We start from the raw sequence: 24263 nt of genomic DNA, 5'->3' as shown, positions 1-24263 counted from the left end.
GGCTTGCAGCCTTATGTCGGGAATTATTTCTGAAAATAAAAACAATGCCGCTTTGATACTCGATGAAGTACGTGAAAACATTCGTAAAATTGTGGAACAAGTGATCCGCCCCAATGCAGATCGTATTGATAGAAATAAAGAATTTCCAAGTGAAAATATTGCCGCTCTTGCGAAGGAGGGATTTAACGGCATTTTACTGCCGGAAAAATTAGGGGGATGGGGATTAAACTATTCGGCCTTTGGGATTGCTGTACAGGAAATTGCGAAGGCATGCCCCTCCACCGCATTAATCTACACCATGCATGTTGAGGCAGCCCGTACGATATACGCCCACGGAAATGAGGAGCAGTGGGAACGTTGGTTGAAACCTGTCCGCAGCGGAAAGTTCGGAACGACTTCGACCAGCGAAGGAGCGACCGGAGGCCATTACTGGTACAACCTGAGTGAAGCCGCAAGAAAGGATAACGGTTATATTATTAATTCACAAAAGTCTTTTACTACGAGCAGCGGATTTGCGGATTTTTATGTATTCCAGACGAAAACGCCAAATGCCAAATCGCCGGATGACATCACCTATTTTATCGTGGATGGCCATCAAGAAGGGATAGAACCCGGAGAATGGTCCGCAATGGGAGTGCGCGGAAATCACAGCTCTTCGCTTCGTCTTCGGGATGTTTATGTAGATGAAAAGGATCGTTTAGGCGAAGAAGGCGAGGGAAAGGAAATTGTTCAAAACGGTATTGCTTACTTGATTGGCTTAGGGGCTACATGGACCGGAACCGCTATCGGGATTTTGGACGAAACACTCGCTTACGCCAAGCGGAAAGTCCATCAAGACGTGAATAAGGCATTAAGTGATTATCAAATTATTCGCAGTCAATTGGCAAAAGCGAAAATTTTAACGGCCGGCCTGCAGGCCTGGCAGAAAGATTTGGCTTTACAACTGGATGAATGGCTGGAAAGCGGAGAAAAATACGCTCCGGAAGAACTGAAAAGCAGTTTGCTTGAATTTAAAGTATTGGCTTCCGATGCAGCAAACGAGATTGCCCAAATTGGACTTGATGTAAGCGGAGGATTCGGCTACCGCGAAGGAACGCTGGAGAGGTTATACCGGGATGCCCGCGCAGGTATCGCCATGGGGCCGTCTAATCATATCGCGCGTGAAATGATCGGGAAAAAACTTGTAGGAATTACGGATGATCTATGGAACTAAAGTGATGCACCATCCTGAAAAAAGATTTATAAAAAATAACAGAAGTTTTTGGAGGAGAACATGAATAGAATTTCGTTTTTTAGTTTAATCATTAGCTTGATGGTTCTGGTAAGCGGCTGCGGGCAGGCAGCCACTAATGCTGGTGAAGTAAAAGGGAATACATTAGTGATAGCAACGAATCCTTCGTTTAATGGTTTTCCGGAAATACTCGAATATATACAACCCAAGTTGAAAGAGCAAGGTATCGATTTAAAAATCCAATTTGTAAATGACATTATTCAGCCGAATGAACTCGTGAATGATAAAAGTGTGGATGCCAACGCTTTTCAGCATATTCCTTACATGGAATCCTACAACAAACAACACGGGACTCAATTGGTTGCAGCAATTAAAGTGTTGGCTTGGCCTTCCGGACTTTATTCTAACCGTTATAAAAACATAAACGATATTCCCGACGGGGCAACAATCAGTATACCGCAAGACCCTTCCAATAACGGAAGAGCGCTTGATTTCCTGGCACAACATGGATTCATCAAATTAAAAGAAGGGGTAGGATTATCGGCTACCAAAAAAGATATCATTGAAAACAAGAGAAATTTCAAAATTGTGGAACTGGATCAAGGGATGTCGGCCAAATCTCTGGATGATGTAGATTTGGCGTTTATATTAGGCGGTTATCAAACCGCTGTGGGGCTTCATTTAAAAGATGCGCTACTGGCGGAAGACTCGACATCTGAATTTATTGGCGTTATTACTACCAGAGCCGATAACCAAAATGACGAAAAAATTGAAAAATTAAAAACCGTCCTGCATTCACCGGATGTTAAAAAATTTATTGAGACAACATTTGAGGGGGATATTATTCCTGTATTTGAATAAAGGAGGTCGGTCATGAAATGATACAATTAAAAAACATAAAGAAAATATATAAAGTTAAAAAGGGCGTAACCTTTGAAGCGATTAAATCCGTATCGTTGAATGTAGAAAAAGGGGATATCTATGGGATTATCGGTTTCAGCGGGGCGGGAAAGTCGACTCTGCTCCGTACCATTAACCTTCTTGAAAAACCCGATGAAGGAGAAGTTCTTATCGAAGGAAAAAATATCATGACTTTAAAAAAGAAAGAATTACGGCATACAAGGCAATCGATTTCCATGATATTTCAACATTTCAACCTGATTCATAATAAAACCGTTTATGACAACGTATCTTTCCCATTAGAAATTGCCGGAATACCAGGAGTTAAACGTAAAAGTATAATCGAAGAATGCCTTTCCATTGTTCAATTGGAGGATAAAGCAGATCAATATCCATCCAGCTTAAGCGGGGGTCAGAAACAAAGAGTTGCCATTGCGAGGGCTTTGGCAACGAATCCCAAAATTTTATTGTGCGATGAGCCTACATCCGCTTTAGATCCCCAGACAACGGAAAGCATTCTGGCTTTTCTGAAGAAAATTAATCAGGAGCTAAATATAACCATGGTGATCGTTACGCATGAGATGGATGTAGTGAGAAAAATTTGCAATAAAGTAGCCGTAATGGAAAAAGGGAGCATTTTGGAGGAATTTACTTTATCCGATCAGCAATATGATCCAAAGTCTGAAATTGCTAAATTAATTTTGAATAAGGGCAAAAGGATGAAATTAAATGCTTGACAACATCATACAACAACTCCCTGATATTATGGAAGCCGCCAAGGAAACGGCAATCATGGTAGGAATTTCGGTAGCGTCCGGTATCATATTTGGAATTCCCTTAGGAACCATTCTGTTTTTAACAAGAAAAGGGCAATTGCTGGAGCAATCCTATCTATTCAATCTTCTCAATTCATTCGTTAATTTAGTTAACGCATTTCCTTTATTAATTTTAATTGTAGCCGTGATTCCGTTTACTCGGCTGTTAGTAGGTACATCCGTCGGGACGGTCCCTGCTGCTGTACCGCTTTCGATCGCTATTATTCCATACTTCGCCAGATTAATAGAACAATCATTGGTGGAAGTAAACAAGGGGGTCATCGAAGCTTCTATTTCAATGGGAGCCAATATATTTCAAATTGTATGGAAAGTGATGTTTGTTGAAGCAAGATCAGGAATCGTGGTTAGCTTATCTAATATTATTATTCTTTTAATATCTTATTCTACCATAGCCGGTGTTGTTGGCGCGGGTGGACTCGGGGATTTTGCCGTTCGCAATGGTTATTACCGTTATCAACCGGATATTATGCTCGCTACCGTTTTTGTAATGATCGTTTTAGTTTGTGTGATTCAGATTAGCGGCAGTCGTTTAGCCAGATATTTGGATAAACGATAAGAGTAAACGGAGTTATTTGCAAATAAAATTCCTACTTGACACATCGGAAATAAGGTATTAATATAAACCCCAGGACAATACAAATATAACATATAATACCATATTATCGAAGGAGGCGTGAGGATGGGGAAACATATTTTAATGAATGCATTCGATATGAACTGTGCCATGCACAATTCTCACGGCCTGTGGAAGCATCCCGATAATCAAAGGCATCGTTACAAGGATCTGGAATATTGGGTGGACATCGCCCAACTGCTGGAAAGGGGGAAATTCGACGCTTTATTCCTGGCTGATGTTGCAGGCATCTACGATGTATATCGGCAAAGCGGTGCTCCGGCCATTCGCGACGGGGTGCAGGTTCCTTTGAACGATCCCGCTTTAATTGTGCCGGCAATGGCTTTGGTCACCAAGCACCTTTCCTTTGCGGTCACGGTAACGACCACCTACGAACACCCGTATGCCCATGCCAGAAGGTTCTCGACGCTCGATCATTTGACCCAAGGCCGGTTGGCATGGAATATTGTCACCTCTTATTTGCCTAATGCAGCCAAAAATTACGGCCTGGATGAAATGATTAAACACGATGAACGCTATGAGCTGGCGGACGAATTTCTGCAAGTTGTCTACAAGCTGTGGGAAGGAAGCTGGGACGAGGATGCGGTAGTGCGTGATGTCGACCGCAATATATATACGGACCCGAACAAAGTCCGTAAAATTCATCATGCAGGGACCTATTTTAAAGTACCCGGGCCCCATCTAAGCGAACCGTCGCCGCAGCGCACGCCTGTGATTTACCAGGCCGGCAGCTCGGAGCGGGGAAGAGCTTTTGCGGCAAAGCACGCGGAATGCGTATTTGTCGGCGGACAGACGCCGGAGGCTTTAAGGTTTTATGTGGAGGACATGCGCAATCAGGCCGAGAAGCTGGGCCGGGATCCGCAAAGCATCAAAATGTTCACGGGATTGAATGTCATTGTAGCCGAAACGAAGGAAGAGGCACAACTAAAGTTCGAACAGTATGCATCACTGTGGAGTCGGGAGGCGGCTCTGGCGCAATTTGCCGGATCTAGCGGTTATGATTTGTCTGCATACGATCCGGACTCGTATCTGGAATACAAAAATACGAATCATGGACAGACAAGAGCGGCCCAATTCACGACTTTTGCTCCCAAAAAGCTGACGGTCAAAGAAGTCATGGACAGGATCGGTACACTGGGCGGTCAAGGCTGGGTGTTCGCCGGAACACCTCAGGAGGTTGCCGACCATATGCAGGAGAAGATGGAGCTAACCGGCATCGACGGATTTAATCTAGCCCATCTCATCACACCGGGAAGCTTGCGCGAATTCATTGATTTGGTCGTACCCGAGCTGCAGAGACGTGGCATTTACAAGCTGGATTACGAAGAAGGGACACTGCGCGAAAAATTGTTCGGACAGGGAAACAAACGGCTCCCTGATCATCATCCTGCTGCGCAATACCGCAATAAAGATGCTTATCCCACCCCCATATTCAATGCCGACCAGTTCACTGGAGACATCCATCCTTTAAGTACATAAGGAACGGGATGTCTTTTCTTTTTCATACGAATGCATACGCAAAAAACAGGATAAGGAGTGTCATATGTCGTGAAAAGGGCCATTACATTGATCATGATATCCCTATTGCTTTCCCTGACTGCCGCCTGCGGGAATACGGCCGGGCCTGCATCATCGACAACAGGTTCGCAAACCGAAGCGGGAGCCGGGAAATCCGAGGACAAAGTCATTAAGCATATTATGAGCGATAGCGGGTTTAGCGGGGAAATCGCCGTAATTCTAAAGGAAGAATTGGCCAAAGACGGCTATATCCTTGAGCATGTGGTGGTCAACGATATTATTCAACCGAACAAAATGGTGAATGACGGTCAGGCCGACACAAACTTTTTCCAGCACGAGGCTTACTTTAATCAGTTTGTTGCCGATCATGGATTAAAAAATATTTCACGTGCGTTCTACACCATATTCACACCTTCAGGGCTGTACTCGAAAAAATACAAGTCGTTTGATGAAGTGCCTGACGGTGCAACCATCGGCATACCGGTCGACCTGGCCAATAACGGACGCGCGTTGTTCATGCTGCGCGACCTGGGCCTGTTGAAGCTGAGGGATGGCGTGGAAGTCATCCATGCAAGCCTGAAGGACATCACCGACAATCCGCATAACTTTAAGTTCAAGGAAGTGGATCAGCTGATGCTGCAGCGTACGCTGGATGATGTGGATGTAGGATTCTTGTTTGCCGGTACGGCGGTTCAGATCGGTCTGAATCCCAAAAAGGATTCCTTGGCGGTCGAAACCGGAGAAGGATTGCCTTACAAATCGATTGTAGCGGTTCGTAACGACCTGATTGGCTCACCGAAGGTCAAGGCATTGCAGAAAGCCTTCCAAAGCAAGGCGGTTAAAGATTACTATACATCGAAATACGGGGACGCGATTCTATTTCTTGACGATTTGAATAAATAAGCTTAACCCGATCACGCGAAAGGAGAGGTAACCATGATCCATTTTCAAAATGTCGGCAAGACGTTCACGACTCCCACAGGTCCGCTTCAAGCGGTTTCCTCCGTATCCTTGAAGGTGGAGGAAAGAGATATTTTTGGTCTGATCGGATTCAGCGGGGCAGGAAAATCTACGCTGCTTCGAATGATCAACTTGCTGGAAAGACCCGATGAGGGCTCTGTGCTGGTGAATGGGGAAGATTTAACCCAGCTATCTCTCCGGGAACTGCGCAAGAGACGGCTTTCCATCGGCATGATCTTTCAGCATTTCAATTTGCTGAACAATCTGAATGTGTACGACAACGTTTCGTTCCCGCTGGAAATCGCCAAGGTGCCTAAGGAGCAGCGCAAACAGCGCATTGAGGAATGCCTGGAGATGGTGGGTTTGTTGGATAAGGCCAAGACCTATCCGGCCAAATTAAGCGGGGGGCAGAAGCAGCGGGTCGCTATTGCCCGGGCGCTGGCCAATAAACCGAAAATTTTGTTGTGTGACGAACCGACCTCTTCCGTCGATCCGCAAACGACGGGAAGTATTCTGGCGTCACTCAAGGAAATTAATGAGAAGCTTGGCATTACCATCGTCATCGTGACTCATGAAATGAACGTGGTCAAAGCCATATGCAACAAAGTAGCCGTCATGGAACATGGACGGGTGGTCGAGAAGTTTAATCTGCGCGAAAGCAACATCGCTCCCAAATCTCCGATCGCCCAGTACTTGTTCAAGAATGAAATTTCCTTGGAAACGAGGGAAGCGGCCTATGCTTGATAACATTATTTATGCTTGGCCGGAGCTTCTGAAGGCGATCGGAGAAACGTTCTATATGCTTGTTTTGACCATTCCGATTGCGGTTGCTATCGGTACGCCGCTTGGCACGGTGCTGTTTCTTACCCGACCGGGATCGTTTTTGAAGGCTCCGCGGTTTTATGTGATCTTAAACGGCATTGTCAATCTAATCCGTTCCTTTCCGTTCCTTATTCTGATGATCGCCATCATCCCGTTTACAAGACTGATCGTCGGCACCGCGCTTGGCACGACGGCGGCTACCGTGCCGATGATCATCAATGCGGTTCCTTATTTTGCGCGGTTTATTGAACAAATCCTGCTTGAAGTCAACCGCGGAGTGGTGGAGGCCGCCGAGTCGATGGGGGCCAATAAGTTCCAGATCGTCTGGAAGGTCCTGTATACGGAGGCCCGTTCGGGCATTGCCAATTCGATTACGATTGTAACGGTCAGCTTTCTGTCCTATTCCACTGTGGCCGGTCTGGTGGGCGGGGGCGGTATCGGCGACTTTGCCATCCGCTACGGATATTATCGTTATCAGACCGACGTCATGTTCGTCACGATCATCATTATGGTGCTGTTTGTGCAAATCTTTCAATTTACGGGTAACCTGATTGTACGCAAATTGGATAAACGGCTGTAAGGAGAGTGTGTACGATGCCCAAAAAAATGCATTTGAACGCCTTCGAAATGAACTGCGTCGGTCATCTGGCACACGGCTTATGGCGTCATCCGGATAACACCCGGCACCGGTACACGGATATAACTTATTGGACGGAGCTGGCTCAGCTGCTTGAACGGGGCAAGTTTGATGCATTGTTTCTTGCGGATGTGGTCGGTGTTTACGACGTATATAAGCAGGGAGACGAAACGGCGCTGCGCGAATCCGTGCAAATTCCTTGCAACGATCCGTTCTTCGTCGTCCCGCCCATGGCGCTCGTGACCAAGCATTTGGGCTTTGCCGTTACTTCCTCTACCACCTATGAGCATCCGTTTGGTCATGCACGGCGAATGTCTACGCTGGATCACTTGACCAAGGGACGAATCGCGTGGAATGTGGTCACCTCGTACTTGCCCAGTGCCGCCAGAAATTTTGGGCTGGAGCATATGGTGCGTCATGACGAGCGGTACGAAATCGCAGAAGAGTATATGGATGTGAGTTATAAGCTGTGGGAAGGCAGTTGGGAGGACGATGCCGTGATCCGGGATGTGCAAAAGCAGATCTACACGGATCCTGATAAAGTTCACTTCATTCATCATGAGGGAAAATATTTCAAAGTTCCGGGCCCCCATTTAAGCCAACCGTCCCTTCAGCGAACGCCGGTCATCTATCAGGCCGGCACCTCGGCCCGTGGCCGGGCCTTCGCCGCAAAGCATGCGGAAGCGGTGTTCCTGGGAGGAGGGACAGTCGACAGGCTGCGGCAGTATGGCGAGGATATCCGTCGGCAGGCCCGCGCGTTCGGCCGCAATCCTGAACATATCAAGCTGTTTGCCGGGGTTGCGACGATTGTCGGCCGGACGACGGAAGAAGCGCAGCGGAAATATGAGGAATACGCCCGATTATACAGTGTAGAGGGCGTGCTTGCCCATTACGGAGGGGGAAGCGGCTACGATTTGTCCGCATATGATCCGGAGGACGATCTGGAGTATGTGGAGACCGATCACGGACAGACTTCGGCCGCCCAGTTCACGAAGCACAGTCCGAAGAAATTGAAGGTCCGCGAAGTGGTGAAAACTCTTGGCACGATAGGCGGCCGGGGCTTGTTCGTTGTCGGTACGGCCGAGGAGGTAGCTGATCGTTTGCAGTATTGGGTGGAGGAGGCCGGCATCGACGGCTTCAACGTATCCCAGTTCCTTTCTCCCGGCACGCTGCAGGATTTTGTGGAGTTGGTCGTCCCCGAGCTTCAAAAACGCAAGCTGTTCAGGGAAAACTATGAAGAAACGACTCTTCGTGAGCGGTTGTTTGGAAAAGGGACGGTTCAGCTCCCGGAAGGGCATCCGGGTTCCGTATACCGCCGTACAACAACAACGTCTTTGACTTAAGGGGGCCGTATGCCAAATGTCCATTCAACTTCATACGCAGGCGAAATTGAATGATCCGATACCCGGCGCGCTGGGACTGGCGTGGCAGATCGGGGAGCTCCAGGTCGATTTTAGACGCCGGGGCATCCTGTTAACCTACGCGCCTGAACGCGGTGAGCTCACGGTTGGGGATCATTCGGAGGAAGCATTCTCCATTCGATACGAAAATGCATTCTCGGCGATCGGCTCCATTTTGCAGGAAGACGACCGTACCATCGCGGGTATTTCCATACAAGACCGGCGTGATTATATTCTGGTTCTTCCCGATTCCAAACGGCGTAAGCTTGAAGATCTTCGAGGGGCCGTGATCGGAGTTCCTTATGCGCAGGAAACCTTCGATGAGCTGTGGAGGGCGGCCGCGATGCATGATCTGGAATCTGCCCTGTACGGTGCCGGAATAGCCCGGAACGATGTGTCCTTAAAGGATCTGGGAACGGATACGGGAAAGGCTGCAGACCGGGGTGCCGTCACACGGCGCGTCATGGAGGCGCTGCTCCGCGGGGAGGCGGATGCCGTCCTGGTAAGCGGCATTTCGGGATTCGCGCTTCAGAATTGGCTTGGGGCACGACCTTTAGAAGGGTTTCATCGAGGTGCGGATCAATGGGAAGGATTCCTCTCTGCGGCCAAGGTGCAGGTCTTGACGATACCTGCCGGTTTGTCCGCCGAACAGCAGGCGGCCGCGGACCGGGTATTGGCTCATGCCATTGCGGCTTCTCAGTGGGCTATCGGGCACAGGGCCGAGGCCAACCGGTTGATCGCCAGAGAAATGGGTATACCGGAGACAGCCGTAGAAGTTGCGTATTCCGCGAACCTGCACGCACAGCTCGATTTGGAGCCTACAACCGAGAAGCTGGAAGCGCTGGAGCGGTATAAACAATTTTTGTTTTCGCGCCGGTTTCTCGCCCGGAATGCGGGGGTGAAGGATGTATTGGACGCGCAGCGGTTTCATGCATCGCGTTCACTCATCGAGTCGGGACAGATTGAACTGCCCGGTATGGAGCCGGTATCGCCTTATGCGCTGGCCGATGTTCCCCGCAGCTTCTTCACCGACCGGCCACCGGCTCATATTCTCTCCGATGACAAGGAGGCCCTCGAAGCCGCCAAATCGTATGCGGCATGGATCAAGGACGGCGAATCCGACCGTGACCGCTACCGGCAGCTGCCCTTTGAGCAGTTGAAGCAGCTTGCCGCAAGCGGGCTACTGGGGCTAATGGTGCCTAAAGCGTACGGTGGTCCCGGTATATCCGTCTTCACGCTGACCGAGATATTCAAAATCATTTCCGCAGCGGACGGATCTTTAGGACAAATTCCGCAAAACCATCATTTTTTCGTAAAGACAGTGGAGCTGGTCGGAACCGAGGAGCAGAAGGCGTTTTTCTTCAGCGAAGTGTTAAAGGGGGCGCAGTTTGGAAACGCGCTTGCCGAGCGGGGCTTGAAGAGCTATAACGAAATGTCGACCAGGTTAAAAAGCGATGGAAAAGGAGGATACCGTTTATCCGGAACGAAGTATTATGCCACGGGCGCGCTGTACTCCCACTGGATACCCGTCTCCGCATTGGACGAATCGAATAAACGGATTACGGCCATGGTCCCCCGTCATGCAGAAGGCGTCACCGTAATTGATGACTGGAGCGGAGTCGGCCAGCGCACGACGGCAAGCGGAAGCGTCATTCTTCGCGATGTGGAGGTGCCCCAAGCTCATATTTTGCCGCATTGGAAAATTTTCGAGCCGCCACAAATTTTCGCGGCATTCGGGCAAATCATGCATGCCGCCATCGACGTCGGCATCGCGCAGGCGGCGCTGGCGGACGCCGCCTGGTTCGTCAGGGAAAAGACCCGGCCCCCGCTGAAGAGCGGACTGGAGCGAGCCTCGGATGATCCCGATCAAATCCGCAGGTTCGGAGAGCTTGGCATACGTCTGCATGCGGCGGAGGCTCTCCTGGAGAAAGCCGCCCGATTGATCGATGAGGCGGAGCAGGAGCTGAACGCCGAAAGTGCGGGCCGGGCCACGTTGGCGGTGGACTCCGCCAAATATTTTGCAACGGAAGTTGCCATTGAGGTGACGAACGCCTTGTTTGAAGTTGCCGGATCCGCATCGATGGATCAAAAGTACAATCTGGACCGGCATTGGAGAAATGTACGCATCCACACGCTTCATGATCCGGCCCGCCTCAAGCTTCACCACACGGGCAGCTGGTTTCTGAACGGCATTTATCATGAATATAAAATATGATGACGGAACAGGGATATCCCACACCATTTTGAGGAGGTTATATGTATGTCAGAAGAAAGACAGCTTCAGCCGGAAACGTTAGCCGTTCATGGGGGACAGCAGGTTGACCCTGCTACACTGTCGCGTGCGGTACCCATTTACCAGACCACATCTTACGTTTTTAAAGATACGGATCATGCGGCAAGCCTGTTCGGCTTGCAGGAGACGGGCAATATTTATACGCGCGTGACCAATCCCACCACCGATGTGTTCGAACAGCGGATTGCTCTGCTGGAAGGCGGGGCCGGAGCGTTGGGCGTCGCATCCGGTCAGGCCGCCATCACGTATTCGATTTTGAATATCGCTTCTGCCGGAGATGAGATCGTTTCGGCGTCAAGCCTGTACGGCGGAACGTATAATTTGTTCTCGACGACATTGCCTAAGCTGGGCATTCAGGTGAAATTCGTCGACCCGAGCAATACGGAGAATTTCCGAAGCGCGATTACCGATAAAACAAAGGCTATCTTCGCGGAAACGATCGGCAATCCCAAGGGAGATGTGCTGGATATCGAAGCGGTTGCGGCCATTGCGCATGAGCACGGCATACCGCTGATTGTGGATAATACCTTCCCAAGCCCTTATTTGCTGCGCCCCATCGATTTCGGCGCGGACATTGTTGTGCATTCGGCAACCAAATTTATCGGGGGCCACGGCAACTCCATCGGAGGGGTCATCGTGGATTCCGGCCGATTCGATTGGGCAGCCAGCGGCAAGTTCCCGGGACTGACGGAGCCGGATTCGAGCTACAACGGTCTCGTGTATACGGAAGCGGCCGGTCCGCTAGCTTATATTATTAAAGCGCGCGTCCAATTGCTGCGGGATCTTGGCGCCGCACTGTCTCCGTTCAACTCGTTCCTGCTGCTGCAGGGCACGGAAACACTGCATCTCCGTCTGGAGCGGCACAGCCAGAACGCCCTTGCCGTCGCCCGATTCCTTGAAAACCACGAATCCGTCGAGTGGGTAAGCTATCCCGGACTCGAGAGCCACGCTTCCTATGCACTGGCGCAAAAATATTTGCCTAAAGGTCAAGGGGCCATCTTGAGCTTTGGCATTAAAGGCGGGGTTGAGGCCGGCAAAAAGCTGATTCATGCGGTGCAGCTGTTCTCCCATTTAGCCAATGTGGGAGATTCAAAGTCGTTAATTATTCATCCGGCCAGCACGACGCATCAGCAGCTTAATGAAGCGGAACAGCTGGCAACCGGGGTTACGCCGGGACTCATCCGGCTGTCCGTGGGGACGGAAGCCATTGACGATATTCTGTATGATCTGGAGCAGGCATTGCGAATTAGCCAATCTTGACCGGGATGACGAGGTGGTTTCATGTTTACGAAAGTGACTTATCCGGATACGCGAGAGGAAAGCTATGCCTTGCTGCTGCGCCAGCTGAAAGAGCTTGTGGAAGGAGAGCCTAACCGTATTGCCAATCTGGCTAATGCGGCGGCTCTGCTCCGCCAGTTTCTGGACGATATCAATTGGGTCGGCTTTTATTTGCTGGAAGACGGCGAATTGGTGCTCGGCCCTTTTCAGGGATTGCCCGCATGCGTTCGCATTCCTGTCGGCAAGGGCGTTTGCGGAACCGCAGTAAGCTTTGAGGAGACCGTTGTCGTCGATGACGTTCATCAATTTCCGGGGCACATCGCTTGTGACAGCGCTTCGAATTCGGAAATTGTCGTTCCTTTGCTGAGCGGCGGGCAAATCATTGGGGTACTTGATATTGATAGTCCGCGTTTTGGACGGTTCGATTCCACAGATCGTCACTACTTAACTGCATTTTGCGATGTATTAGGCACTTACTTGTAGAAAAAAAGGAGAACCGTCATCAATGCTTTCACGGGGAAAAAGGTTTATAGATAGTTTACAAGACAACCGGAACGTATGGCTGGAAGGAAAAAAGGTTGATAAGCTGCATGAGCATCCGGCCTTTAACGGAACATTAAAGATCATCAGCGGGTTATTCGATTTATTGGATGACCCGCGTACACGCAATGAAATCGGTTTTCCGGTGAATGAGACGGGAAAATATGCGCACAGCTCGTTTCTTGTGCCTTATACGCTGCAGGACTTATCCTCACGCAGCAGGGCCTTCTATTACTGGGCCCGGGAAACGCATGGCGTCATGAGCCGACTTTCCGATTATGCCCGTTCCATGGTCACCGGATGGTACGGGAGCCGGGAGCGATTGTCGCGGCTCGATAACCGGTTTGCGGACAAAATCTCTGCATACTATCAAACGGCGCGGGACCGCGATCTGTTTTTGACCACGTCGCTGCTCGATCCGCAAATCGACCGATCCAAAGGGCTGAATGACAAAAAAATTGCCGAGCGCTACCTGCATGTGGTGAAGGAAACGAGCGAAGGCATCGTCCTGCGCGGCGCAAAAATGATTGCGACTGGAGCGCCCTATACCCATGATTTTCTGATTTTCTCCTTTCACCGGCTGATGAATGATTACGGCAAGCACGCTCATGCTTTGATCGTGCCGGCGGATTCTGCCGGTCTGCATATCGTATGCCGCGAATCGTTCGCGGATCCAAGGGAAAAGGAACATATTCTCAGCTCCAGGTATGACGAAATGGACGCCGTCCTGCTGTTTGACGATGTGCTCGTTCCTTGGGAGAGGGTTCTTCTGTATGGAGATGCCGAGGCGGTCTGGGAGCTGCGTACGAATAAGACGGCTAATGCGCTTGCGTTCCATCAAACGGTTGTCAGGTTTGCGGCCAAACTGGAATTTGTGACGGGCGTCGCCTTCGCGATGGCGGAAACCATTGGCGTGAACGGGTTTCTTCACATTCAGGAGAAACTGGGAGAGCTTTTGACCCAGATCGATACGATCAAGGCGCTGTTAATTGCCTCGGAAATACAGGCCCAGCCCGATGAAGCGGGAATTCTGGTGCCGAAGTCCACGTATCTGGATACGGCAAGAAGTCTTGGCACGAGGTTTTACCCCCGGGTCATCGATATTTTGCAGCAAATCGGCGGCGGGGGATTCGTACAGACGCCATCCTCGCTTGCTGAATTTCAAGGGCCTATTGCCCACCTGCTGGATTTGTATTTTGAAGGCGCTACAGTGGGCGCGGAGAAGAAAGTGCAGTTGTTCAAACTGGCGTGGGATTTGATTGGCAGTCCGCTTGGCGCCAGGCACGAGCTGTATGAGCGGTTTTATGCCGGCGACCCGGTTCGCGCGTTTGCCGGGCAGTATTTGAGTGCGGATAAAACTTTACTGACAGATCCGGTTTGGAAGCTGCTGAAGGATGTCCACGATTGATGATCGGGCGTTTCTGAACGGCAGTTAGAATCAACGCAGTATGGCAATTCAACGAATAAGTCAACACTGACGACCCGTTATCCTTCTTTTGCAGAGGATTGCGTGGTCTTTTTTTGTTTTTACAATTGATTTAAAGTTGCAATAAAGTGAAAAAAATAAAAGAATCTCATTTTTACCAATAGTTTTTTCCATTATTGAAAAAAGTTGAATACTAAAGACGAACGTTTTTTCGCCTGATCGATACATCCTGAATTATAAATAGGAAGAAATAATTTGCGTTTAGGCTAATGCACAGACGCTTGCAATCACGGGCCTGGAAAATCTGTCATGCAAAAGATCCTTCCGGTTTTGTCCACTTGATATTTTTTTGGAAAAAAGACGGATTTTATCGCGTTTTTTAAATCAAATTCATACGATAGGATTAAAAAATCGGGATCCTTTCGTTGAAAAAAAAGGATTGACACCCATTTACACGGGTGCTAATATACTTCCTATAATTGAGTAAGTTTATCGGAATTATAAGTTAAAAATCGGAACGGTAAAGCACTTCTATCCATTTTGGCATAAGCTTCCGGATTTTTCAACGATCATCTCAGTATAAGCAATACTTATAAAACAGGAGGGGTTTCCTTATGAGTAATTCGAGAAAAAATGGTGTGATCCGGTCTTTCGGCAAATTTTCCATGATTAGCGTATTAGCCTTATCCTTAGTAGGACTTACGGCATGCGGAAGCACCGGCTCTACCAATAACGGGGCAAGCGGCGGTACGGTCCCGGCAGGCGGAGAAAACAAACCCGAGGCTTCTGCCAAACCTCCGGTCGAGCTGTTGAACGTATCTTACGATCCTACGCGCGAGCTGTATCAGGAATATAACAAAGCGTTCGCCAAGCATTGGAAGGATACAACCAATCAAACGGTTACCTTTAAACAATCGCATGGCGGCTCCGGCAAACAAGGCCGGTCGGTCATCGACGGTTTGGAAGCCGATGTCGTAACCTTGGCGCTGGCTTATGATATTGATGCGATTCAACAAAAAGGACTCATCCAAGAAGGCTGGCAGAGCAAGCTGGAAAACAACAGTTCACCCTACACTTCCACCATTGTATTTCTTGTGAAAAAGGGTAACCCTAAAGGAATTAAGGACTGGGACGATCTGATTAAGCCCGGCGTGCAGGTCATCACGCCGAATCCGAAAACGTCAGGAGGCGCGCGCTGGAACCATTTGGCCGCTTATGGATATGCCTACTATAAAAACAATAATGACGAAGCCAAAGCGAAAGAATTCATAGAGAAGCTGTATAAGAACGTTCCGGTGCTGGACTCCGGCGCACGGGATTCCACAACAACCTTTGTTCAGCGCGGAATCGGCGACGTACTGCTTGCCTGGGAGAACGAGGCCTTCCTTTCCATTAACGAGTTCGGTAAGGATAAATTCGAAATTGTAGTTCCATCCATGAGCATTCTGGCTGAACCGCCGGTAGCTGTAGTGGATAAAGTCGTCGATAAGAAAGGCACACGTGAAGTGGCACAAGCTTACTTGGAGTATTTGTATTCGGAAGAAGGGCAAAATATCGCGGCCAAAAACTATTATCGTCCACGTTTGGAGTCCGTAGCCAAACAATATGAAAACCAATTCCCGAAAATCAACCTGATTACGATTGATGACCCGCTCTTCGGGGGCTGGCAAAAAGCTCAAAAAACACATTTTGCCGATGGTGGTTTGTTTGACCAGATTTACAAACCGTAATGAAATAGGTGAATCCTGACGGACAATTTCCACTGGAAGTTGTCCGGTCAAGGTTCGGCATGAGGAGAGAAAGACCCATGGCAAAGAGTTTGAAAAAACGCAGTATTATCCCGGGATTTGGTCTATCCATGGGTTTTACTGTAACGTATCTAAGCTTGATCGTACTTTTTCCATTGTCGGCTATATTTATCAACACATCCGGAATGGGCTGGGAGCAATTTTGGCAGACGGTTACCGATCCGCGAGTAGTCGCCTCTTATAAAATCAGCTTTGGAACAGCGCTTGGGGCCGCATTCATTAACACGGTGTTTGGATTTATTGTGGCATGGGTTCTTGTCCGCTATACGTTTCCAGGCAGGCGATTTTTAGACGCTCTGGTTGATCTGCCGTTTGCTCTGCCAACGGCAGTGGCTGGTATAGCGCTGACGACAATCTATTCACAAAACGGCTGGGTTGGAAGCCTGCTGGAACCGATGGGAATCAAAATTGCATTCACTCCATTAGGTATAATGCTGGCTCTTACCTTTATCGGCATTCCGTTCGTTGTAAGGACGGTTCAACCGGTCATTGAAGAGTTGGAAAAGGAAGTGGAAGAAGCGGCTGTCAGCTTGGGAGCCAAACGATGGCGGACGTTTCGCAAGGTCATTTTTCCCGAATTGCTGCCGCCGTTATTAACCGGATTTACGCTGGCGTTCGCAAGAGCAGTGGGAGAGTATGGTTCGGTAGTGTTCATCTCCGGCAACATGCCGATGAAAACGGAAATTGCCCCTCTTCTTATCATGACGAAGCTGGAGCAGTACGATTACGCAGGTGCGACAGCGATTGCCTTGGTCATGCTGGTCATCTCCTTTTTGATGCTTCTTGTCATCAATTACTTGCAGTGGCGAACGAATCGGCATACGACGACGGCATAAGGGAAGAGGAGGAGTAAGCTATGGCTGGCTATGTAACCACCACCGTAAAGTCAAATCCGACAGCCGGCTCCAGACCCCGGCATATCACGGAATCCCCGCTGGTCAGATGGATACTGATTGCTGTCGCAACGATGTTTCTTGGATTTCTATTAATATTGCCGTTAATCAGCGTATTTGTGGAGGCTTTTCGCAAGGGATGGGAAGTCTACTCTGCGGCTTTGGTTGATCCGGACGCCGCTTCCGCTATCCGCTTGACCCTTACCGTGGCGGCCATTGCAGTGCCGGCTAACCTCGTATTCGGAATTGCGGCCGCCTGGGCCATTACGAAATTTAAATTTAAAGGCAAGAACGTCCTAATCACATTAATTGATCTTCCTTTTGCCGTTTCCCCTGTGATTGCGGGCTTGATCTACATCCTGCTGTACGGCTCTAACGGATGGTTCGGCCCTTGGCTTGAAGAGCACGATATCAAAATCGTCTTTGCGCTGCCGGGAATCGTCTTGGCTACCGTATTCGTTACCTTCCCGTTCGTAGCCAGGGAACTTATTCCTCTTATGCAGTCCCAAGGCACACAAGAGGAAGAGGCGGCTGTCACGCTCGGTGCCAAAGGCTGGAGAATCTTCTGGAAAATCACCCTGCCGAATATCAAATGGGGTTTGCTGTACGGAATCATTCTATGTAACGCCAGGGCGATGGGAGAATTTGGCGCGGTATCGGTCGTTTCCGGTCACATCAGGGGATCGACGAATACCATGCCGCTGCATATTCAAATTTTGTATAACGAATACAATTTTGCAGGGGCTTTTGCCATGGCATCGCTGTTAGTACTGCTGGCTCTGGTGACGCTTATTTTGAAAAGTATAATCGAATGGAAATTTCAACACCAGCCGGGTATAGAAGGGAAGTAATCCGCATGCATATCGTGGCCAAACACTTGACGAAAAGCTTTGGCAGTTTTGTAGCCACCAAAGATGTCAGCTTCGAGATTGAAAAGGGAAAGCTGATTGGCTTGCTGGGTCCCAGCGGCGGAGGGAAAACAACGATTCTTCGCATGCTGGCCGGACTGGAGGAGCCGGATGAGGGAGACATCCTGTTTCTTGGAAAGAAAGTGAATTCCCTGCCGCCGCAGGAACGGGGGATTGGTTTTGTGTTTCAAAACTATGCACTGTTTCGGCATATGAATGTTTTCGACAATATTGCGTTCGGATTAACCGTACAGAAGCGGACGAAGGCACAGATTAAGGCACGGGTGAATGAGCTGATTGAGCTAACCGGCTTGAAAGGGATGGAAAAAAGGCTTCCCCACCAGTTGTCCGGAGGCCAGCGCCAGAGAGTAGCCTTTGCCAGAGCGATCGCCCCCGAGCCGCAGCTGCTGCTCCTTGATGAACCGTTTGCCGCCATCGACGCTAAAGTGCGCAAAGAACTGCGTACCTGGTTAAAAGAGATGATCAACCGCGTCGGAATTACGACCATCTTCGTAACCCATGACCAGGAAGAAGCGGTCGAGGTAGCCGATCAGATGCTGATTATTAACCAAGGCCGTCTGGAGCAGCAGGGTACTCCGATTGAAATCTATAAGCAGCCTCGCACACCATTCGTCGCCAGCTTCATAGGCGAATCAAACCAGCTGAGCGATATATCGAAATTTAAAGGATTTGAAACTCAAGCGCTGCAGGAAGCGCAAGCAATCATTCGTCCCGAATTTATCGAGATTGGACTGCCGAAAGAAATGGCTTTTCCTTTCGCTGCGGAAGACGGCGTAGTAAGGAATGTATATTTCAGGGGTACGAATTGGCAGGTGGAAGTCGAAGTGCATGGCGAAAAGCTGTTCGGCTATCGTTCCTTGGAGCTGCCGACACTCCATCCTGGAGATCAGGTACAGGTTTTGATTCACCGTATTTATCTGTTTAATGAAGAGAGCAACGTCACGCTGGAGAACGGCCTCAAGATTGATCCTATGCCGGTACACATTTAAACCGCCCATGGAGGAAGAACTGTTACAGAGTCAACAGTTCTTCCCAACTCAAAACACAGGAGCCGGTAATATAAATAAGACGGAGGTTGGTAACCATGGCTAAGCCGCTGGACGTAGATGAGCTTTGGACACATCGCATCATTCAAAGCATTAACGGATTAGAGTATGGGACGGTGCAAATTGTCGTACACGATGGAAGAATCGTTCAGATTGAACGAACGGAGCGTAAACGCTTCGAATCGGATCAAGCCGTTTCCGCCAAAGAAACTCCGCGAAAACCGGAGAAATCCAATGATTTCAAGAAAACAAAAGTCTACCGGACCACTGGAGACTTCCTTTAAGTGCCTGCGCGGTGGATAGGCTATTATGGGAAGTCGTTTTTTTATCGACCATGAATGGATGGCAAAGAACACAAGAACAGCACTAATTTCGGGAAGTCCTTCCGTTGGCTCTCACATATCGATGATCGATGCGGAGTGGATTATTATCCGCAATCGTTATTCAAAAGACCCGTGGAGGGTCTATTTTTTTTGTTGACAAATGATAACGATAACCATTATCATTTACTCATAGTGATATTGAGAATCATTATCACTATGAAGTTCGTTTCATTACATAACAGACCCGCAGCGGTCTGACAGACGCTCACTGCATAATACTGAGGAGGACGATAGCAATATGGCAAACATTCTTATGGTTTTTGCAAGCATGACGGGGAATACGGAAGATATGGCGGACGCGATTGCTGAAGGGATTCGTGAGGCGGGGGAGGAGCTTGTCGTCAAGTCTGTCCTGGATACCAACACGAACGAGCTGGAAGCGTACGACGGCATTATCTTGGGGGCATATACATGGGGGGACGGCGAGCTGCCGGACGAATTCCTTGATTTTTATGAGGAGATGGATGAGTATTCTCTGAGCGGGAAGAAAGCGGCCGTGTTCGGCTCCTGCGACTCAAGCTATGCGCAGGTCGGTGCAGCGGTAGATATTTTAGTTGAGAAGCTGCGTGAACGGGGAGCGGAGGTTGTGCTGGACGGACTGAAGATCGAGCTGTCCCCGTCCGCGGATGAAAAAGAGCAGTGCAAAGAATTTGGCCGGCGGTTTGCTTTGGCTGTGCGATGAAGGGAGGGGAATCGGTATGCTGCAATCCCAAGCGAAACTCCCCGGCGGGGTATTAACCCGGTTGAAAGACTATGAAATCGAGGCCTGGCTGCGCTCCCCGGATGAGTATCGCGATATTTATGTACTGGGTAAGCAGCCGACGTCCCCAAACTGGCGGCAGATGGCCCAATATGCGGTCAACCATATTCTGAACGACTGCCACGCCATCCCGCCGAATCAACGCAGTACGGCTGCGGTCCTGCAGCGCATTTATGAGCGTTGGAAAATCAATCCCGGATTATTCCAATCCAAGGTTCATTATGTGACGGTGCTTGCCGCGGTAACAGACCAGCTGTTGAAATATTTTGCCGCACAACCAAAAGATACGGAGCCGCTGTTACTGTTTGAAAGCTTCACGGCTGTCATTCAGGAGCTGCAGCTTGAATTGTCGATGATTTTTCAGGTTGCCCAATGGACAAAAGAGGGTCTGCATATCCAAAAAATAGTGGTCAATGAGGACCCTGCTCTGTGGAACGGCTACGTTCAAATGATGACGCTGTTCAGCCGCAACGGGTTCGGGAATCTTCCGGCCAAAATCGAGTGGATCGGATTGCTGTCGGGTAAGCGGAGGGTTTATTATCCTCGCAATAAGGACGTAGCAGGAGCAGTCGATTACATGGAATGGGTTCGCAGCGGAATGGAGAAGACGCATTTGAACCCGGATTACTCTTCAGAGGAGGGACATCGATGGGATTGTTATATGATGCCGTCCATTATCCAATGAAGGTAGAAGGAGGCAGTAAGATCTCCCTCCCTGCTCTGCGCATTTCTTGCTTGGCCCGCCTGGATGAGAACCGGATTGCGGCCGCTACGTTTGGCCAAGGCACATATGCTCAATCGGCGGACGGAGAATGGGAGGCTATGAATTCGGGCTTGCCGGAACGAACGGTGACCTACCGCCTGCAAGCGCTGAATGGAAAACTCTATGCGGCCACCGATCGGGGGTTGTTTGCCTGGAGCAGCGGGGCATGGCAGCCAACCGGGCTGACGATGCCCTGCTACCGGGTGTTGGAGGGAAGCTCCATCCTTGCGGGTACGGCGATCGGATTAATACAGCAGGCCGACGATCATTGGGATTTGTCCGCTTTTCCCAATAGGGCGGTATATGATTTGCTGTCTTCTCCACAATTCTTGTTTGTCGGGTATGCCAAAGGGATGGCCTTTTATGATTATTTGACCGGGCAATGGCACGAGTTTCACTTGGATTCCCCGGTGACGTCTTTGTCGGTTTGCCAGGGCCGATTGCTTGGTGTGACAGCCAAGGGAGAGCTCGTTTTGGGCAACAGGAGGGGCGGATTTTCAACGATTCGCTTTGATGATAAATTTTTTTATCGATGGGTGCAGGTGGGGCCGCATATCTTGGCTTGCTCGAGCAGCGGTTTGTATAAGCTGGTGCTCCATCAGGAGAATCCGGTGCTGTATTCGATCGGTATTCGCGGCGCCGTTACGGACGCCATAGAGGTAGGGAACCGTTTGGTCGTGTCTACGCTTCATTACGGTCTGGTCAGTCTTCCCTTTTCCTGATGATTGCTGGTAAAATAATAGTAAAACGGGAGGGATAGCGTATGGCTGATCGAATACATCCCGAAACAGTGCTGGGGCCGGTTCATTTAATTCGGGCACATTCATCTCCATGTTGCGGATTTGGAACGGACCCGAAAGTTTTATTGCCAGGTATTAGGCTTTGATCTCACGGCTCATTATGGGAATAGCGCTCTATTTGACGGAGAGATGACAGCGATTCTGGATCGCCTCGGGAATGCCGGAATCACTGCCGAAAAACAAGAGGACGGCTGGTTTGTCCGCGACCCCTCAGGATTCGTATGTTATGGAAGATTCGATCCTAACCGATGAAAATAGGAAGAAGGCTGGTTCACATCCGTGAATCCCAGCCTTCTTCTTTATTTTTTAAACAAATGCTTGAATTGGCCATACCCTTCTTCTTCCAAACGTTCCACCGGTATAAAACGAAGGGCCGCGGAGTTGATACAGTAGCGCAAGCCGGTTGGTTCAGGCCCGTCTTCGAACACATGACCGAGATGAGAATCCGCCTCCTGGCTGCGAATTTCCACACGAATCATGTTGTGGGAGACATCGATATGCTCCGTTACACGGCTTTTTTCTATAGGCTTGGTGAAGGAGGGCCAGCCGCAGGCCGAATCGAATTTGTCCAGCGAGCTGAATAAAGGTTCGCCCGATACGATATCGACGTAAAGTCCCTCTTCTTTATGGTTCCAAAACTCGTTGCGGAACGGGGGTTCCGTACCGTTGTTCTGCGTCACTTCATATTGGAGCGGCGTGAGGCGCTGTTTCAGTTCCTCGTCCTTCTTGCGGTCTTTCCACTGTTCTCTTATAAATTTCTCCCGGCCGGAAGCTGCAAAATAAGCTTTATAGCGAACCGGATTCGTCTTGTAATAGTCCTGATGATAGTCTTCTGCGGGATAGAACGGTTTGGCCGGCAAAATCTGTGTTACGATCGGTTTTTGAAAACGGCCGCTTGCCGCAAGCTGCTGCTTGGATTGCTCGGCCAATTGCTTTTGCTCTTCATTATGATAAAAGATAGCCGTCCGGTAGGAATCGCCGCGGTCGGCGAACTGGCCGCCGTCATCTGTGGGATCGATCTGCTGCCAGAACAGCTCCAGTAACCGTTCGTAGGGAAAGAGCGTTGGATCGAATGTAATTTGGACAGCCTCATAGTGCCCCGTCGTATTCGAACATACTTCCTCATAGGTCGGATACTCTACATGACCGCCTGTATAGCCCGATACGATCTTGACAATGCCCGGCTGTTCGTCAAACGGCTTGACCATACACCAGAAGCAGCCGCCTGCAAATGTCGCTAACTCCAGTTGGTTGTTTACACCAGTCATATGTTCTCATCTTCTTTCATCGTTAATGTGGTGCGGCTTCATCTAGCAGCTTCTCTACGATGACGGGAAGCATCCGGATGGTGTCGCTGTCGGCCCCGAAGGTTTGGCTGGCCGCGTAAGCACCCTCGATCCAAAGGGCCAGTGAATGGGCTAAAATCTCCGGATCGGTTGCATTCATCGCTTTTGTTAACTCCACGAGCTTCTGAATAACTGCCTTTTTGTGAGCAAAAACCAATTGGCGGGCGGGATGCTCAGGATCGGGAAATTCTGTGGCGATATGGCTGAAACAGCACCCGCGATAACCGATAACGGATGATTTATCGGCCAAATCCGTAAACAATTGAATGATTTGACGTCTTGGCTGATGAGGATGCTTCGCAAGGCTTGCTTCCCATTCCTCCCAAAACTGCTTGCTTTGCCTGTCCAAATAGGCCAGAATCAGTTCATCTTTGGAGGAAAATTGACGATACAGGGTCATTTTATTCATGCCTGCCTGTTCCACAACAGAATCCACACTTACCGCACGGATGCCTTCTTTGTAGAACAGCTCACCGGCGGCCTGAAGGATATATTCCTGGGCTTGTGCGCTCGGCACTCGTTTTCTTTTTGAGAAGGCCGGTTTCGGCTTTTTTGCATTGAGGTTTGTCATTCAACATGTCTCCTGCGCCGCTGGGCTTTCCAAATATCCGAAACGGTTCAATGAAGCCACCATTTAGGATGTTACTGCTCGGTAACAATGATAGTTGTATCATAAGTATTGAAGACTCATATGTCAAGCGGGTACAAGCCGAAATGACGGGCCAAGGCTCTGCGGTAATAAAGCCCCGCAGATTTTGCCAAGGCATGGAGAACTGCTGTTATAGGCCAAAAGTATCCTATTTGTTACTTCACTACTTAAAAGTGCGTACTTCCTTTTTTGAAAAAACAGACCTACAATAAAGTTGTCTTCAATAAAGACAAGGCATTATGGTTCCTGGCCGGGGCTGCAAATGAACAGATTCGCCATCTTATCTTGTTTTGGCTTACAAACCAAAAATTATATAGACATAAGGAGAGAAGCAGAAATGAAATTACAATTAGCACTGGACCTGGTAGATATTCCTGGAGCAAAGCAACTGGTAGCCGAAGTGCAGGAGCA

At 49.3% G+C, this 24263-nt stretch carries 24 protein-coding genes; 22 read left to right on the top strand and 2 right to left on the bottom strand.

Annotation, left to right across the window (positions count from 1 at the left end; all coding sequences use genetic code 11):
- The first annotated feature begins 13 nt into the window (after positions 1 to 13).
- From NR121_RS12545 to NR121_RS25320, 22 genes are all read left to right on the top strand, one after another.
- Positions 14 to 1213 carry an acyl-CoA dehydrogenase family protein gene (locus NR121_RS12545; RefSeq protein ID WP_054820120.1) on the top strand — a complete coding sequence of 400 codons (1200 nt, stop codon included), beginning with the start codon at positions 14 to 16 and terminating at the stop codon, positions 1211 to 1213.
- Positions 1214 to 1273: 60 nt separating this feature from the next.
- The gene (locus NR121_RS12540; protein WP_062406624.1) at positions 1274 to 2092 is read left to right on the top strand and encodes a MetQ/NlpA family ABC transporter substrate-binding protein; all 819 of its coding nucleotides are present in this window, start codon (positions 1274 to 1276) and stop codon (positions 2090 to 2092) included.
- A 17-nt stretch (positions 2093 to 2109) separates the two neighbouring features.
- A complete protein-coding gene (locus NR121_RS12535) occupies positions 2110 to 2868 on the top strand; it encodes a methionine ABC transporter ATP-binding protein (protein ID WP_256831271.1) in 759 nt (252 codons plus the stop codon).
- Positions 2861 to 3523, top strand: a complete 663-nt coding sequence (locus NR121_RS12530; protein ID WP_054820117.1) for a methionine ABC transporter permease — start codon at positions 2861 to 2863, stop codon at positions 3521 to 3523. Before NR121_RS12535 ends, NR121_RS12530 begins: the two co-directional genes overlap by 8 nt.
- Before the next feature lie 123 nt (positions 3524 to 3646).
- A complete protein-coding gene (locus NR121_RS12525; RefSeq protein WP_256831270.1) occupies positions 3647 to 5080 on the top strand; it encodes an LLM class flavin-dependent oxidoreductase in 1434 nt (477 codons plus the stop codon).
- A 69-nt stretch (positions 5081 to 5149) separates the two neighbouring features.
- Positions 5150 to 6022 carry a MetQ/NlpA family ABC transporter substrate-binding protein gene (locus tag NR121_RS12520; RefSeq protein ID WP_256831269.1) on the top strand — a complete coding sequence of 291 codons (873 nt, stop codon included), beginning with the start codon at positions 5150 to 5152 and terminating at the stop codon, positions 6020 to 6022.
- Positions 6023 to 6055: 33 nt separating this feature from the next.
- Positions 6056 to 6823: a methionine ABC transporter ATP-binding protein gene (locus NR121_RS12515; protein ID WP_137670695.1), complete on the top strand. Its 768-nt coding sequence runs from the start codon at positions 6056 to 6058 to the stop codon at positions 6821 to 6823.
- On the top strand, positions 6816 to 7481 hold the full coding sequence (locus NR121_RS12510) for a methionine ABC transporter permease (protein ID WP_054819950.1): 666 nt from the start codon (positions 6816 to 6818) through the stop codon (positions 7479 to 7481). The genes NR121_RS12515 and NR121_RS12510 overlap by 8 nt, the downstream gene beginning before the upstream one ends.
- 14 nt (positions 7482 to 7495) lie before the next feature.
- Entirely contained in the window at positions 7496 to 8881 is a 1386-nt protein-coding gene (locus tag NR121_RS12505; RefSeq protein WP_256831267.1) for an LLM class flavin-dependent oxidoreductase, read from the top strand.
- Between the two features lie 16 nt (positions 8882 to 8897).
- Positions 8898 to 11153, top strand: coding sequence for an SfnB family sulfur acquisition oxidoreductase (locus NR121_RS12500; protein WP_256831266.1), 2256 nt, complete (start codon positions 8898 to 8900; stop codon positions 11151 to 11153).
- Positions 11154 to 11198: 45 nt separating this feature from the next.
- Positions 11199 to 12491 carry a homocysteine synthase gene (locus NR121_RS12495; protein ID WP_054819949.1) on the top strand — a complete coding sequence of 431 codons (1293 nt, stop codon included), beginning with the start codon at positions 11199 to 11201 and terminating at the stop codon, positions 12489 to 12491.
- Between the two features lie 21 nt (positions 12492 to 12512).
- Entirely contained in the window at positions 12513 to 12992 is a 480-nt protein-coding gene (locus NR121_RS12490) for a GAF domain-containing protein (protein ID WP_054819948.1), read from the top strand.
- Between the two features lie 22 nt (positions 12993 to 13014).
- Positions 13015 to 14457 carry a 4-hydroxyphenylacetate 3-hydroxylase family protein gene (locus tag NR121_RS12485; protein WP_137670696.1) on the top strand — a complete coding sequence of 481 codons (1443 nt, stop codon included), beginning with the start codon at positions 13015 to 13017 and terminating at the stop codon, positions 14455 to 14457.
- A gap of 632 nt (positions 14458 to 15089) precedes the next feature.
- Entirely contained in the window at positions 15090 to 16205 is a 1116-nt protein-coding gene (locus tag NR121_RS12480; RefSeq protein ID WP_256831265.1) for a sulfate ABC transporter substrate-binding protein, read from the top strand.
- Between the two features lie 77 nt (positions 16206 to 16282).
- A complete protein-coding gene (gene cysT, locus NR121_RS12475; protein ID WP_062406645.1) occupies positions 16283 to 17119 on the top strand; it encodes a sulfate ABC transporter permease subunit CysT in 837 nt (278 codons plus the stop codon).
- 20 nt (positions 17120 to 17139) lie between these two features.
- Complete coding sequence (gene cysW / locus NR121_RS12470) at positions 17140 to 18027, top strand: sulfate ABC transporter permease subunit CysW (RefSeq protein ID WP_054819947.1); 888 nt, start codon at positions 17140 to 17142, stop codon at positions 18025 to 18027.
- Between the two features lie 5 nt (positions 18028 to 18032).
- Positions 18033 to 19094: a sulfate/molybdate ABC transporter ATP-binding protein gene (locus tag NR121_RS12465; RefSeq protein WP_074730032.1), complete on the top strand. Its 1062-nt coding sequence runs from the start codon at positions 18033 to 18035 to the stop codon at positions 19092 to 19094.
- Between the two features lie 95 nt (positions 19095 to 19189).
- Positions 19190 to 19435: a YezD family protein gene (locus NR121_RS12460; protein WP_054819946.1), complete on the top strand. Its 246-nt coding sequence runs from the start codon at positions 19190 to 19192 to the stop codon at positions 19433 to 19435.
- A gap of 337 nt (positions 19436 to 19772) precedes the next feature.
- Positions 19773 to 20216, top strand: a complete 444-nt coding sequence (locus NR121_RS12455) for a flavodoxin (protein WP_054819945.1) — start codon at positions 19773 to 19775, stop codon at positions 20214 to 20216.
- A 16-nt stretch (positions 20217 to 20232) separates the two neighbouring features.
- On the top strand, positions 20233 to 20979 hold the full coding sequence (locus NR121_RS12450) for a hypothetical protein (protein ID WP_256831264.1): 747 nt from the start codon (positions 20233 to 20235) through the stop codon (positions 20977 to 20979).
- On the top strand, positions 20943 to 21779 hold the full coding sequence (locus tag NR121_RS12445; protein WP_137670698.1) for a hypothetical protein: 837 nt from the start codon (positions 20943 to 20945) through the stop codon (positions 21777 to 21779). Before NR121_RS12450 ends, NR121_RS12445 begins: the two co-directional genes overlap by 37 nt.
- Positions 21780 to 21878: 99 nt before the next feature.
- Complete coding sequence (locus tag NR121_RS25320) at positions 21879 to 22109, top strand: VOC family protein (protein WP_375162525.1); 231 nt, start codon at positions 21879 to 21881, stop codon at positions 22107 to 22109.
- Between the two features lie 47 nt (positions 22110 to 22156).
- Here NR121_RS25320 and msrA read toward each other — a convergent pair whose 3' ends face one another.
- Together msrA and NR121_RS12435 are read right to left on the bottom strand one after the other, a co-directional pair.
- The gene (msrA, locus tag NR121_RS12440) at positions 22157 to 23125 is read right to left on the bottom strand and encodes a peptide-methionine (S)-S-oxide reductase MsrA (protein ID WP_062406655.1); all 969 of its coding nucleotides are present in this window, start codon (positions 23123 to 23125) and stop codon (positions 22157 to 22159) included.
- Positions 23126 to 23147: 22 nt separating this feature from the next.
- Positions 23148 to 23774 carry a TetR/AcrR family transcriptional regulator gene (locus tag NR121_RS12435; protein ID WP_137670699.1) on the bottom strand — a complete coding sequence of 209 codons (627 nt, stop codon included), beginning with the start codon at positions 23772 to 23774 and terminating at the stop codon, positions 23148 to 23150.
- Positions 23775 to 24263 lie beyond the last annotated feature (489 nt).

Origin of the sequence: Paenibacillus sp. Pae15 (genome assembly GCF_024519685.1) — a bacterium.
GTDB lineage: Bacteria > Bacillota > Bacilli > Paenibacillales > NBRC-103111 > Paenibacillus_G > Paenibacillus_G naphthalenovorans.
The sequence above is the reverse complement of the archived record's forward strand: the minus strand, read 5'-3'. Positions and strand labels throughout refer to the sequence as shown.